The sequence below is a fragment of the Methylobacterium sp. ARG-1 genome, assembly GCF_001262595.1.
Lineage (GTDB): Bacteria > Pseudomonadota > Alphaproteobacteria > Rhizobiales > Beijerinckiaceae > Methylobacterium > Methylobacterium brachiatum.
The window spans coordinates 1-12,740 of sequence record NZ_LHCD01000045.1; the positions used below are offsets into that span (position 1 = coordinate 1).

The following is a 12,740-nucleotide window of genomic DNA, read 5'->3' on the forward strand; positions in this document are numbered from 1 at the left end:
ACGGGAGAGTCGGTCGCCGCCAGACCCGCACAACGCAATCACACCATTCCCTCGATCACGATCAGCGCGACGGCCCCGGAGCCCGCCCCCACAGGCGATCAGCCAGCCCGGACCAGCCGCACAACCTTGGCGCGGGGTGGAGCAGCCCGGTAGCTCGTCAGGCTCATAACCTGAAGGTCACAGGTTCAAATCCTGTCCCCGCAACCAACCATCACACCACCACACCAAAGCCGGTCCGCCAACGCGGGCCGGCTTTTTCGTGCTCAGGGCCATGCTTGCCAAACAGGCCGATCGAAGAGACGGTTCAGACGTGGGATGATCCTGCATCCTGCCGTAAAGCTGCTCCCATGCCCCCGACCTTGAACCTGCCTCAGGCCGCCCGACGCTCCCTGGTCGATTCCGCGATCGAACTCATTCGCATGCAGATCGAGACCGGCCGCTGGAAGGTCGGGGCGCGCATCCCGAAGGAGGCCGAACTCGCCGAGATGCTGCAGGTCGGGCGGAACACCGTGCGGGAGGCGGTGCGGGTGCTCTCGCATGCCAAGGTCCTGGAGGTGCGGCAGGGGGACGGGACCTATGTCCGCCTCAACGTCGACCCGGCGGAGGTCATGCGTCGGGTCACCCATGCGAGCCTGCGCGACCATTTCGAGCTGCGCGCGCTGCTCGAGACCGAGGCGGCGCGCCGGGCCGCGACCCGCCGGGATGTGGACGACGTGCGACGGCTCGAGGAACTGCTGGAGGCGCGCGGGGAGCGTCCCCAGGACGGCGATCTGGCGGGCTTCATCGAGCGCGATATCGCCTTCCATGTCGCGGTCGCCCAAAGCGGCGGTAACGCCGCCCTCGTAGAACTCTATCGCTACTTCGCGCTGGCTTTGCACGGCAGCACGAGCGCTGCGCTGGCCGACCGGACCTTGCCCGAGCCGGACCTCGCCGCCCATCGCCGGGTCGTCGACGCGATCCGGGACCGCGATGAAGCGGGGGCCGCGGAGGCCGCCCGGGCGATCGTCAGCCCGATCCTCGACGCGCTTGAGCGTGACGGGCCGGCTGCCGCCGACCACTGATTGCGCGCCGTTCAGCCGGTCGCGCGCAGGGCCTGCCCGGCCAGCGCGACCGCCTCCTCATCGGTAGCGCAGGCGGCCTGCGGTGTACCGAAGGCGCGGACCAGGCCGGGGAAGGCAGCCTCCAGAGCCGCGCGCCGATCTTGGTCAGGCTCGACGATGATCAGGGCGCGGCAGCGCTCCGCCAAGGCGTCCTTGTTCCGCTTCAGCCACAGCCCGCGGGCGACCCGATCGTCGTGCGGCTCGTCGTTTCGGCGGCCCTCATAGATGAGCACGAAAGAGGTGTTGCGCCTGAGAAGCGCGTCCATTTCCCGGCACCAGGCCGGTGCGTAGCCAGGCGCGCAGGCATCCCCATTCCGCATCCGCACGACGGGAAAGGCCGAGACGTCGTGGAGGGTGAAGGCCGCACGGTCCATGCTGCGGGCTCCTTAAAATACCGCGAAAAGATAGTTTCATCCAATCATCCTATCTTTACTCACTGAGGGCAGCAATCGCCTTAGCGCTGGGCTTCCCAGACAGGAGCCCAGCCATGTCTCGGCGCCCGCAGGATCCGCACGCCGTCGCACGCATTGGCCAGACGCAGCGCCCGAGCCCCCGCCCACCCGAAGTAACATGCGTGCTGGCCGTGATCCTGTTCGTCTCCACGGCAGCCCTCCATGCGGAGGACCGGATGCCGGGCGCGGGGCGTTCCGGCATCGCGCCGAGCCGCGCCTTGGCACCCAGCCACCGAGCGAGTCCGGCGGGTCGACATGCAGGCCGATCTTTCACGGGCGCAGCGACTCGTCCTGGCGCCGGCGCTGGCCTGGCGGCCGGACGACGACACGCACCTCACCCTGCTCGGCTTCTACCAGAACGACCCGCACAACAACTTCGCGGGTTGGCTCCCGGCCGAGGGGACCCTGTTCCCCGGCGCGCTCGGCCGGATCCGGCGCGGCTTCTTCCCGGGCGAGCCCGGCTTCGATGCGTACGACCGCCAGCAGGCGATGATCGGCTACGCCTTCGAGCACCGCTTCGACGATACTTGGACCGTCCGCCAGAACCTGCGCTACGCCCATATCGATACGGGCTTCGAAGGCGTGGCGATCAACTCTTTCGCCCCGTTCGGCGCGACCGCGAACCTGCTCGAACGCTCGGCCTCCTGGTCGCGGGAGGCGGTCGACGGCCTGTCCCTGGACAACCAGGCGCAGGCCGATTTCGCCACCGGAGCGGTCGGCCATACGATCCTGCTCGGGCTCGGCTATCAGGGCTCCCGGGCGGACGTGAACGCTTCGGGCTTCGGCGCGGTGCCGCCGATCGACTTTGCGGCGCCGGTCTACGGCCGGCCCTTCGCGCGTCCACCCGCCACGCCGAGCACCCGTCGGGACTGGAGCCGCGTCGGCCTCTACGCCCAGGACCAGGTGCGCCTGGACCACTGGGCGGTCACGGTCGGGGGCCGGCAGGATTGGTCCCTGCTCGATACCGCCGCGCGGCATCGAGTTCGAGGCCTGGGCGACCCTATCCGACAGCCTCGATCTGATCGGCGCCTATACCTACCTCGACACCACCGTGCGCCGGGACAGCAACCCGGCGCTCATCGGCAAGCGCTTCGTCGCCGTGCCCGACCAGCTGGTGTCGCTCTGGGCGAATGACCGGTTCCCGAGCGGGCCGCTCGCGGGCCCCAGCCTCGCCGGCGGAACCCGCGTCATCGGCCGGAGTGCCGGCGATCCCGCCAACGGTTTTTCCGTCCCGGCCGTGACCCTGGTCGATGCGGCGATCCGCTACGATCTCGGCGCCGCCGATCCTGGGCTCGCGGGCTGGCAAGCCGCGATCAACGCCGCGAACCTGTTCAACCGGACCACCATCGCCTCCTGCTTCGCGGCGGGCGGCTGCTTCTACGGGAACGGCCGGACCGTCATCGCCAGCCTCGGTTACCTCTGGTGAGGGGTCAAGTCTTGATGTCGCATCATCCCGAAAGCCGGCAACCACCTTTCGGGATGATGCTTTACCGCGTGCCCGCCCGGCGGGTGCGGCGCTCGGCCTTGCGGGTCGCGGTCTCGCGCAGATGCTGCTCGATGGCGTCGTTCGCGCGGCCGCGCATGTGCCGGATCGCCTCGACGTCGTCGAACGTGTCGGGGAAGCGGCGCGACAGCCACAGATAGGCGCTGGCGAGACGGACGGTCCGCTCCTGGTAGTCGAGTTCCCCGGTCAGGCTCGCCCGCAGGGCCGGGACCGTGGTGCGCGCCGCCCGGGCCTGGCTCCAGCGCTCGAGCATGCCCATGGCGATCTCGTCGCGCCGGTTGATCGGGCAGACCGAGAAAGCGAATTTTTCCTCGATCGGCAACCGCGCCCGGTCGATGACCCGCGCGACCTCCAGGATCTCCTCCAGGGCCGAGGGCTGGAACGGCGAGCCGGCATAGAAGGTGGCCCGGGCGAAATGGGTCAGCACCTCGTAGAGGCTGTGGGTCTGCATCTCCTCGGCGACCGAGCGGATCGCGCCGAGATCCGGACGGACGAAGAAGCGCGAATCGGCCGCCGGCGCCGTGGGGGCGCCCGACAGCGCGACCCGGATCGGCTCGACGGCGATCGCGTCTGTCGCCGCCACGTAGCCGACATCCTGGTGGCCGTAGCGGCCCGCCCGGCCGGCGATCTGGCGAATCTCGGAATTGGTCAGGCCGCGCTCCTTCGTGCCGTCCCACTTGCGCACGGTCGAGAACACGATCCGCCGGAGCGGCCCGAGATTGAGCCCCATGCCGATCGCGTCGGTGGTGACCAGCACGTTGGCCTCGCCGGTGCGGAAGCGCGTGGCCTCGGCCCGGCGCACCTCCGGCGACAGGGCGCCGTAGATCGTCGCCACCCGGTGCCCACGGGCGACCAGGATCTCGCGGTTCTCGTGCACGGCCCGGCGCGAGAACGCCACGACCGCGTCCCCGGGCTCGACCTTCTCCAGGGGGACCGGCGCGTCGAGCAGCAGCAGCGGCGACTTGCGGGTGAACGGGATGACCTCCAGCGACTCACCGGCGGCCTCGGCGGCGCGGCGGACGTAGGACAGGGCGTCGTCGGAGCCGCACACGACCACGGTCCGGGCGGGCACGCCGAACAGGGCGTTGGTCCAGGCCCAGCCGCGATCGGGATCCGACAGCATCTGGATCTCGTCGATCACCGCCACGTCGATCGGGCGGGTCAGGTCGGCGGTCTCGATGGTGCGGGCGGTGTGGGTCGGCTCGGGATCGCCCAGGACCTCCTCGCCGGTGACCATCCCGGCCCGGAGCCCGCGCTCGCGCAGGGCCTCGTAATTCTCCAGGGCGAGCAGCCGCAGGGGCGCCAGATAGGTGCCGTTGGAAGCCGCCGTCAGCATCTGCAGGGCCGCGTAGGTCTTGCCGGAATTGGTCGGTCCCATGTGGAACAGGATCCGGCGGTTCAGCCGGCGGGCGGCGGCGAAGCGCTCGATATAGGCGCCGAAGCCGACCTGATCGCGCAGGCGGCGCAGGCGCGAGCCTTCGCTCGCCACCGCCTTGGCGTGGCGCCGGACGGGGGTGAGGGTGTCGTTCAGGGAGCGCGCCAGCTTCGGCCCGTAGGTGAACACTCGGGAGCGCAGCGAACGGTCCAGATGGGCGATATAGGCGGCCGCATCGGCCCCGACCTCGCGCAGATCTTGGATGATCTGTGCCCGCAGGCGCTCGACCGGCTTGCTCAGGGTCCGGGTGACCTCGTCGGCGCGTTCCACCACCGCCGCCCGCAGGGTCTCGATGCGGTGCGCCGGATCGTTCCGGGCCGCCATGCGGGCCAGGATCTCGGCCGCCGCCGGGTCCGGGGCGCTGTCGATCCGCAGGTCCAGGCGGCCGTTATCGAGGAGCGGGATCTCGGTCCGGATGGTCCAGATCACCCGGCGGTCCCGCAGGATGGCGGCCCTGAGCGCGGGGATCGCCTGTCGGACCGCCGGGACGCCGGTCTCCGCGAAGGCCCGGGCCTTCTGGCGGGCGCGCAAAACGTCGGCGACCCGCTCGTCGTCGACCTCGGCGCCGAATTCCGGCAGTTCGAGATCGGCGCGCAGGGTCTCCAGATCGATGGAATCCGGGGAAAGCCCGAGCCGCGCCACGGCCTCGGACAGGTAGACGGTCGTGGGACGGAGACGCTTGCGCGCCATGAACTCACCTTCGGCCGCGGCGCTCACCGGTCGGCGCTGGACCCCGCCGTCGAACGCGTTCCTGACAAGCATCCTTGCCCGACAACCATCCTTGCGCCAGTCCGACCCCCGACGCCATCCCCGGCGCGTCAGGCTTCGTGCGCCGCCTCGGTGAGCCAGGCGCAGAAGGCGCGCACGGTCGGGTCCTCGGCCCGGGCTTCCGGTACGTAGGTGTAGTAGCTCCGTGCCGGCAGGGACGGGCCCGCGAAGGGGCGGGTCAGGCGGCCGGCCGCCAGGTCGTCGGCGATCAGGCGCTCCGGGCCCATGGCCACGCCGAGACCGTCGAGGGCGGCCTGCAGGGTCAGGTAGAAATGCTCCAGGGTCACGGAGGCCTGGGGGACCAGGTCCGGCACCCCGGCGGCGCGCAGCCAGTGCGGCCAGACCTCCGGGAGCGTCGCCGCGTGCAGCAGGGTGTGGTGACGCAACTGCTCCGGTTCCTGCAGGGGCAGGCGCTGCAGCAGGGCCGGGCTGCAGACCGGGATGCGCCGCTCGGTGAGGAACGGCTGCGCGACATGGCCGGGGCGTGTTTGCGGCCCGCCCCGGATCGCCACGTCGAACGGGTCGACGAGGTTCGCCAGCGGTACGTTGGAGGTGGTCAGCCGGACCTCGATGGCGGGATGCGCGACCTGGAAGCCGGACAGTCGCGGGATCAGCCAGCGCAGGGTGAAGGTCGCGAGCGCGTTGACGTGCAGCAGGCGCGGCCGGCCGCGCTCGACCTGGCGGGCGGTCGCCAGGGCGACCCGGTCGAGGGCGGCGCCGATCTCGGCGGCGTAGCTGCGCCCGGCCTCGGTGAGCACCACCCGCCGGTTGTGGCGCTCGAACAGCGGCACGCCGAGCCAGCCTTCGAGCATCTGGACGTGCCGGCTCACCGCCCCGTGGGTCACGCGCAACTCCTCGGCGGCCCGGGTGAAGCTGGCGTGCCGGGCCGCCGCCTCGAAGGCCTTCAGCGCGTTGAGCGGCGGCAGGCGGCGGTGCATCGCTGTCAGGTTTTCTCACGCGAGCGTCAGCATAAGGCGTTTGTCAGCCGGGCGCGAGATCCGCATCCTGTGGTGGAAGCACAAGGATCCCAGGATGGCCCGCGCATCGGAGCTCACCGCCTCGCTCGACGACGCCCCGGACCGGGCGGCCAAGCGCATCGAGGACAAGCGCACCCTGGTGATCGCCGGGATCAACCACGCCCTGCACGACGGCTACACCGACCTGATCTACGTGCTGCTGCCGGTCTGGCAGGCGGAGTTCGGCCTCGACTACGTCGCGCTGGCGCTGCTGCGCTCGCTCTATAACGGCGCGCTCGCGGCCCTGCAGATGCCGGCGAGCCGGCTCGCCCAGGCATTCGGCGCCCGCACGGTGCTGGTGCTCGGCACGCTGCTCAGCGCGGGCGGCTACGCGCTGGCCGGGGCATCGGGCGGCCTGATCGGCCTCTGCGTCGGCCTGCTGCTCGGGGGCGCCGGCAGCAGCACCCAGCACCCGCTGGCCTCGACGGTGATTGCCCGGGCCTACGGGGCCGCGGCGCGCGGTCCGCTCGGCACCTACAATTTCGCCGGCGATCTCGGGAAGGCGGCCGTGTCGCCGCTGGTCGGCTTCCTGCTGACCCTGTCGGGCTGGCGCACGGCGCTCTGGGTGATCGCCGGGCTGGGCGTCGCGGTCGCGCTCGGCGTCGGCCGCTGGTTGCCGCGTGAGTCCAGATCACACACGGAGCGGACGAAGGCCACAATCGGCACCGGTGACGGAGCCGGCGCCCGGCCCGGCTTCGGCCTCCTCGTCGCGATCGGTACCCTCGACAATGCCGCCCGCCCGGCCTTCCTGCTCTACCTGCCGTTCCTGCTGCAGGAGAAGGGCGCGGCACTGACCACCGTGGGGCTCGCGCTCTCGCTGGTGTTCATCGGCGGGGCGCTCGGCAAGGCCGTGTGCGGCCGGCTCGGGGAGCGCCTCGGCGTGACCAAGACCGTGCTGCTCACCGAGACCGGAACCGCGGCCGCGATCCTAGCGGTGATCGCCCTGCCGCTCGCCCCGGCGCTGATCCTGCTGCCGCTGCTCGGCGTGATGCTGAACGGCACCTCGTCGGTCCTGTACGGCACGGTGCCGGAACTGGCCCCGGGCGGCCGGGTCGAGCGGGCGTTCGCGGTGTTCTACACCTGCACGCTCGGGGGCAGCGCCCTGGCGGCGCCGCTGCTCTACGGCCGGCTCGGGGACGCGGCCGGGCCACACTGGGCGGCGGCGGCGGCGGCCGCGACGGCGTTCGCCGCGGTGCCGCTCATGCTGGCGCTGGCGCCGTCCCTCCGGGTCGAGACGGCGCGGCGGGCCTGATTGGTGTTCGGTCCGGGGCGTATTGCGGCCGGCATCCATCAGCGAGGTGTCGGATGCCGGCCGTCGGGCGACGGTTTCTGTCGCGGACTGCGCGTCTCAGGCGGCGCGGATCCGATCCAGGAAGCCGTGTACCGCACTGCCGAGACGCTCGGCATGGTTCGAGACCTGAAGCGCAGCGTTCAGCACCCCGGCGGCGGCCGTGCCGTTCTCCTGCGCGCTCGACGCGATCTCCCCGATATTGTGCGTGACCTCCCCGGTCCCCGCGGCGGCCTGCTCGATCGTGCGGACGATCTCCTGCGTCGCGACCTCCTGTTCCTCCACGGCGGCAGCGATCGTGGTCGTGGTGGTGTCGATCTCGCGGATCCGCCCCGCGACGTTGCCGATCGCCGCAACCACACGCTGGGTGGCCGACTGGATCTGGCTGATCTGGGCGGTGATCTCTTCCGTCGCCCGGGTGGTCTGGGCCGCCAACTCCTTCACCTCGGCGGCGACGACCGAGAAGCCCCGGCCCGCCTCGCCGGCCCGGGCCGCTTCGATCGTGGCGTTGAGCGCCAGCAGGTTGGTCTGGCCGGCGATCGACGAGATCACCGCGATGACGGTGCCGATCTTCGCGGCGGCCGCGTCGAGATCCGTGATCAGGCTCGTCGTCTCCTCGGCCTCCGTCACCGCGGACCGGGCGAGCTGGGCTGAATTGTCGACCTGCTGGCCGATCTCCGAGACGGAGGAGCCGAGCTGCTCCGCAGCCGCCGCGACGACCCCGACATTGTTCGACGTCTGCGTCGCTGCCGCCGCAACCTCGCCGGTCCGCCGCATGTCCTGATCGGCAGAGCCCGCCATCCGTCGCGCGACGGTCTCCATCTCCTTCGCGGCCGCCGACAGGGACGTGACCACCGACGTCGTGTTAGCGTCGAACTCGGCGATCAGCCCCTCGAGCTGCTGAGAGTGCCGCTTGCTGGATTCGAGCGCCTCCACCTCGGCGTGGATATCGACGAGCGAGCCGCAGGCGCGCTGCGCGACGCCGGCCCGATTGAACGAGACGCCGCCCACGGCGCGGAACCAGCGATATGTCCCGTCCGGCATCTGAAGCCGGTATCTGACGTCGTACGCCCCCCTGTTGTTCACGTTCTTGAGGGCGGCTCCGAAGGCCGCGAAGGTCGGGCCGACATCGTCCGGGTGCAGACGCTTCGACCAGGAGTCCATCGTGTTCGGGTATTCCGCCTCCGAGCGGTAACCGGCGAGCCGACGGAATTCCGGGCTCCACGTCCACCGGCTCTTCGGATGCGCGGGATCGCCCTCGTGCAGAATGGCGTCCCACAGGCCGACCCCGGCGTGGGCCTGGAGGAGTTGGAGCAGTTCCGACGCGTCCCGATGTCGTGCAAACATTGATCTTCCTCTGCTTAGCGCGACCCAAGGTAGGTCGGCTTATCTTTTATTTAAAACGGCCAAAAATAATCGAACATGAACGACTTATATCTGACTCAAGTTCCCGAAGAGACACGTCAGCTTCGATTAGATCCCAATTGTCTTATCAGTTTTATTTGTAGCAGGCGAGTCATCTCTGTGGCAGGTGGCGTGGGTACGCGTTTGCAGATGCTCCAGACCTGCACCTGATCTGCCCCTTCGCCCGATCGCGTCGATGTGCGATCCCTCAGGCGATCCCGATCATGCTGACCCGGACGGAATCGGACCGTCCATCCACCGCGACGTCCCGGATCGCCGCCGGGACGTCGCCGGCGGCCCGGTAGACCGCCTCCGACACGACGGCCACGCAGCCCAAAGACTTGGTCAGCCCCTGGAGCCGGGACGCGACGTTGACGGTGTCGCCGAGCGCGGTGAAGCGCGCATCGGTGGCGTCGCCCATCTCACCGACGATCGCCAGGCCGGCATGGACGCCGATCCCGTACCGGAGGGTGTGCTCCAAGTCGGCGGCCAGAAGCTCGTTCAGGGTGGCGACGTGTTCGGCGATCAACTCCACCGCCCGGAGCGCGTCGCGGGCCGCCGGCTCGGGGTCGGTCTCGAGGCCGAACAGGGCCAGCAGCCCGTCGCCGAGGAACTGGTTGGTCGAGCCGCCGGCGTCCCGCACCGCGTCGCCGACCGCCCCGAGGAAGCGGTTGATGATGAACACCGTGTCGTAGGGCAGGCGCTCCTCGGCGAGCCGGGTCGAGCCGCGCAGGTCGACGAACATCGCCACGATGAAGCGCTCCTCGCCGGATTGCGCCCGGTCGAGGAGGTCCGCCTGCCGCACCCGCGGCGGCAGCGGGAACAGCGGCACCACGGCGAGGTCAGCCTCGGGCCGGAACTGGCAGGCGAGGCGCACCGCCGGCCCGGCGGCGATCCGCTCCAGCACGGCGCGCTCGGCCCGGCCGGCGGCGGGCGTGTCGGCACTGCCGTCGAGCACGCGGATCCGGCAGGTCGAGCACCGGCCGCGGCCGCCGCAGACGCTGGCATGGGGGATCCGGTTGCGCCGGCTCGCCTCCAGCACGCTGGTGCCGCGGGGCACCCGGACCACCTTTCCGTCGGGATAGCTGAGCCGGATCGTCCCGCGCTTGACCTCTGCCAGGGTCCGGACGCCGCGGGCGGCGATCACCGCGGCGACCAATCCGGCATAGGTCAACAGCATCCCGTCCCGGATCGCGCCGAGCCGGGCCACCTGGTCGGGCAACCCGACATGGACGGGCTTGAGCGCCGCGGCGCGCCAGGCCGGGTCCTGCGCCAGGACGAGGATCGTCCGGCCGCCCTGCACGAAGCCGAGCAGCGCCAGGACCGGCACCAGCACCGCGACCGCCAGGAGCCAGGGCGCGGCGCGCCCGAAGGCGGGCTTCAGCCGCAGCCAGAAATACAGTCCGGAGCAGCCGTGAATCCAGGCGATGACCAGCATCGCCGCCTGCATCGCGCCCTGATGCGGCGCCGCGACCCAGAAGGCGTTGAGTTCCTGCGCGTAGCCCTTCTCCAGCCCCTCGGTGGCGAAGGCGATCCGGGTGCCCACGACGTGGCTGACCAGCAGCGGCGGGATCAGTAGCCCGGAGACCATCTGCACGACCTCGCCGGGACGCCAGCGGAAGTAGCGGGCGGCGTAGAGCGCCTGGAGCCCGAGCAGCAGGTGGATCACCAGCGCGCCGTAGAGCAGGGCCAGGCCCAGCGGGTTGAGCCACAGCGCGGAGGCGACGCCGAGGCCGTCCTCCATGGCATCGAAGGAGACGTTGCCGAGCGCGTGGTTGGTCAGGTGGGTCAGGATGTAGGCGAACAGAACCAGCCCGCTCCAGAGCCGGAGGCGGCGCAGGGTCAGGCCGGGCCGGATCCGGGCGCGCAGCGGGATCGGGGCGGCCTGCGAGCCTCCGGCGGAGGTTCGGAGCGTCGCGATCGACGAGGTGCGCGTCATGCTGGAGGTCCGACGAGATCGGCAGCGGGCCCGGTCTGGCCGGCCTGTCCTACCAGCAAACCGCACCCGCGGCCTCCGTTGTATTTCTACTTGCCGGCGAGTTTCGGGCCGGGACCGGCCTCGGCATCCGTCGCGATCCCTTCGAAGAGACGGAATGGAGCCGCGCCGTGTGCTGGGTCCCTTCGACGGATCGCCCGCCTGCCAGCCAATTTGGCGGCGGGTCCGGGGCGGCGGCCGCGCGCGTAAAAGCCATCACCCGGAACGCTCGCCGGGCGTTGCCTAGGCTGGATGACACCCGCCGCACGACACCTGGACAGGCCCGATGCCCGACCCGTTCTTCGCCCGAAGCGCCGCCGCGGTGGCTGCGGACCTGATCGGGGCGGGGCTCTGGGTCGGCGAGGCGGGGGGCGTCATTGTCGAGACCGAGGCCTACGACCGGACCGACCCGGCCTCCCACAGCTTCGCCGGCCCGACGAAGCGCAATGCCAGCATGTTCGGGCCGCCGGGGCACGTCTACGTCTACCGGTCCTACGGGCTGCACTGGTGCCTGAACCTGGTCTGCGAGCCCGGCAGCGCCGTGCTGCTGCGGGCGATCGAGCCGAATGCGGGCCTGGCCGCCATGGCGGAGCGCCGGGGCATCGGCGATCCGCGGCTGCTCTGCGCCGGGCCGGGCCGCCTGTGCCAGGCGCTCGGCATCACCGGGGCGATGGACGGCTTGTCGGTGGCGCAGGCGCCGTTCAGGTTCGCGCCCCGGACGCAGCCCGTCACGGTCGCGGCGGATCGGCGCATCGGGATCACCCGCGGCGCCGAGACGCCCTGGCGATTCTTGCTCGCCGGCTCCCGGTTCGTCAGCCGGCCGGTGCGGCGGGTTGCCCGGACCGCGGGGTGAGGGACGGCTCCGGGACGGGGCGCGCCGTGTGTCGGAACCGGACGGATCGTGGAAAGCCCTGCTCTACGCTTGGCCGGCCCGGCAACCTCATGTATAGGTTTGTTCCGTGTAGACTGCATTTGTTGCAACTACAGGTCGGGAAGATTTCAGAACTACAAGCATTCGGACTTTCGGTGAGCCAGGACAGCCAGAAGGCTTTTGATATCGTCAGCCGTCTCAAGCTGGCGTCGAAGATTCCCGACATCCTTCGTGAGATGAGAGCGGCGGGCGCGTATTTCGGATACGACGCCTTCATCATCACCAACCTGCCGGCGGAGCACGAGATCTCCACGCAGAGCTGCGCGCTCGTGCCGGCCTGGCCGGAAGGCTGGCGGAAGCGCTATTTCGAGCGCGATTACCTGCGGATCGACCCGGTGGCGAACCACGTCAAGCGCACCACCGAGCCGTTCCTCTGGAGCGAGGCGCCCTATCGGTCCGACGAGGTCGCGGCCGCCCGGGTCATGGGCGAGGCGACCGAATTCGGGCTGTCGGAGGGGTTCTGCGTCCCGATCCACCACCTGGCCGGGCCGGGCGGCGGCGTCAGCTTCGGGGCGCGCCGGCTCGACCTGTCCGAGGAGGCCAAGGCCGCGCTGCATCTGGTCTCGATCTACGCCTACCAGCGGGCCGAGACCCTGATCCGCGAGGGCGGCCGGACGCCGCTGCGCAAGGCGCCCCGGCTCACCGCGCGAGAGATCGAGTGCCTGCGCTGGACCGCGGCCGGCAAGACCAGCTGGGAGGCCTCCGAGATCCTCAGCACGTCGCAGCGAACCGTCGAGTTCCACCTCAAGAACGCCGCGCGCAAGCTCGATGCGGTCAACCGCGTCCAGTGCGTCGCGGAAGCCATGCGGCAGGGCATCATAGCGTAGCCGCGCGGCGGCTGCCGACCTCGTAATTTTACGAGGCTCA

Annotated in this window: 11 protein-coding genes and 1 tRNA gene; 7 read left to right on the forward strand and 5 right to left on the reverse strand. The window is 70.7% G+C overall.

Annotated elements, in window-relative coordinates; translation table 11 throughout:
* Positions 1–130: 130 nt before the first annotated feature.
* Positions 131–207, forward strand: a tRNA-Met gene (locus AKJ13_RS27110).
* 140 nt (positions 208–347) lie between these two features.
* Positions 348–1,061, forward strand: coding sequence for an FCD domain-containing protein (locus tag AKJ13_RS27115; RefSeq protein WP_050736114.1), 714 nt, complete (start codon positions 348–350; stop codon positions 1,059–1,061).
* Positions 1,062–1,072: 11 nt separating this feature from the next.
* On the opposite strand, the gene AKJ13_RS27120 is transcribed toward AKJ13_RS27115, so the two are convergent.
* Positions 1,073–1,474, reverse strand: a complete 402-nt coding sequence (locus AKJ13_RS27120; RefSeq protein ID WP_050736115.1) for a hypothetical protein — start codon at positions 1,472–1,474, stop codon at positions 1,073–1,075.
* Between the two features lie 333 nt (positions 1,475–1,807).
* On the opposite strand from AKJ13_RS27120, the gene AKJ13_RS27125 reads away from it, so the two are divergent.
* Together AKJ13_RS27125 and AKJ13_RS32020 are read left to right on the forward strand one after the other, a co-directional pair.
* Positions 1,808–2,686, forward strand: a complete 879-nt coding sequence (locus AKJ13_RS27125; RefSeq protein WP_050736116.1) for a TonB-dependent receptor — start codon at positions 1,808–1,810, stop codon at positions 2,684–2,686.
* The gene (locus tag AKJ13_RS32020; protein WP_082317163.1) at positions 2,574–2,978 is read left to right on the forward strand and encodes a TonB-dependent receptor; all 405 of its coding nucleotides are present in this window, start codon (positions 2,574–2,576) and stop codon (positions 2,976–2,978) included. The genes AKJ13_RS27125 and AKJ13_RS32020 overlap by 113 nt, the downstream gene beginning before the upstream one ends.
* Positions 2,979–3,039: 61 nt before the next feature.
* On the opposite strand, the gene AKJ13_RS27135 is transcribed toward AKJ13_RS32020, so the two are convergent.
* Both AKJ13_RS27135 and gcvA read right to left on the reverse strand, forming a co-directional pair.
* Positions 3,040–5,181 (reverse strand): helicase-related protein, encoded by a 2,142-nt coding sequence (locus AKJ13_RS27135; protein WP_050736143.1) that lies wholly within the window; start codon positions 5,179–5,181, stop codon positions 3,040–3,042.
* A 128-nt stretch (positions 5,182–5,309) separates the two neighbouring features.
* Positions 5,310–6,197 (reverse strand): transcriptional regulator GcvA, encoded by an 888-nt coding sequence (gcvA, locus tag AKJ13_RS27140; RefSeq protein WP_050736118.1) that lies wholly within the window; start codon positions 6,195–6,197, stop codon positions 5,310–5,312.
* Between the two features lie 94 nt (positions 6,198–6,291).
* On the opposite strand from gcvA, the gene AKJ13_RS27145 reads away from it, so the two are divergent.
* On the forward strand, positions 6,292–7,527 hold the full coding sequence (locus AKJ13_RS27145) for an MFS transporter (protein ID WP_050736119.1): 1,236 nt from the start codon (positions 6,292–6,294) through the stop codon (positions 7,525–7,527).
* Between the two features lie 96 nt (positions 7,528–7,623).
* On the opposite strand, the gene AKJ13_RS27150 is transcribed toward AKJ13_RS27145, so the two are convergent.
* Positions 7,624–8,910, reverse strand: a complete 1,287-nt coding sequence (locus AKJ13_RS27150) for a methyl-accepting chemotaxis protein (protein WP_050736120.1) — start codon at positions 8,908–8,910, stop codon at positions 7,624–7,626.
* A gap of 265 nt (positions 8,911–9,175) precedes the next feature.
* Complete coding sequence (locus AKJ13_RS27155) at positions 9,176–10,906, reverse strand: adenylate/guanylate cyclase domain-containing protein (protein WP_144426410.1); 1,731 nt, start codon at positions 10,904–10,906, stop codon at positions 9,176–9,178.
* A gap of 322 nt (positions 10,907–11,228) precedes the next feature.
* On the opposite strand from AKJ13_RS27155, the gene AKJ13_RS27160 reads away from it, so the two are divergent.
* Both AKJ13_RS27160 and AKJ13_RS27165 read left to right on the forward strand, forming a co-directional pair.
* Positions 11,229–11,795: a DNA-3-methyladenine glycosylase gene (locus AKJ13_RS27160; protein ID WP_050736121.1), complete on the forward strand. Its 567-nt coding sequence runs from the start codon at positions 11,229–11,231 to the stop codon at positions 11,793–11,795.
* Between the two features lie 173 nt (positions 11,796–11,968).
* Positions 11,969–12,700 (forward strand): LuxR family transcriptional regulator, encoded by a 732-nt coding sequence (locus AKJ13_RS27165; RefSeq protein ID WP_050736122.1) that lies wholly within the window; start codon positions 11,969–11,971, stop codon positions 12,698–12,700.
* The last annotated feature ends 40 nt before the right edge of the window (positions 12,701–12,740 follow it).

Coding starts and splice junctions, on each gene's coding strand:
- AKJ13_RS27115 (WP_050736114.1), top strand. CDS start 348: ATGCCCCCGACCTTGAACCTGCCTCAGGCCGCCCGACGCTCCCTGGTC.
- AKJ13_RS27150 (WP_050736120.1), bottom strand. CDS start 8,910: ATGTTTGCACGACATCGGGACGCGTCGGAACTGCTCCAACTCCTCCAG.
- AKJ13_RS27125 (WP_050736116.1), top strand. CDS start 1,808: ATGCAGGCCGATCTTTCACGGGCGCAGCGACTCGTCCTGGCGCCGGCG.
- AKJ13_RS27145 (WP_050736119.1), top strand. CDS start 6,292: ATGGCCCGCGCATCGGAGCTCACCGCCTCGCTCGACGACGCCCCGGAC.
- AKJ13_RS27160 (WP_050736121.1), top strand. CDS start 11,229: ATGCCCGACCCGTTCTTCGCCCGAAGCGCCGCCGCGGTGGCTGCGGAC.
- gcvA (WP_050736118.1), bottom strand. CDS start 6,197: ATGCACCGCCGCCTGCCGCCGCTCAACGCGCTGAAGGCCTTCGAGGCG.
- AKJ13_RS27155 (WP_144426410.1), bottom strand. CDS start 10,906: ATGACGCGCACCTCGTCGATCGCGACGCTCCGAACCTCCGCCGGAGGC.
- AKJ13_RS27135 (WP_050736143.1), bottom strand. CDS start 5,181: ATGGCGCGCAAGCGTCTCCGTCCCACGACCGTCTACCTGTCCGAGGCC.
- AKJ13_RS27120 (WP_050736115.1), bottom strand. CDS start 1,474: ATGGACCGTGCGGCCTTCACCCTCCACGACGTCTCGGCCTTTCCCGTC.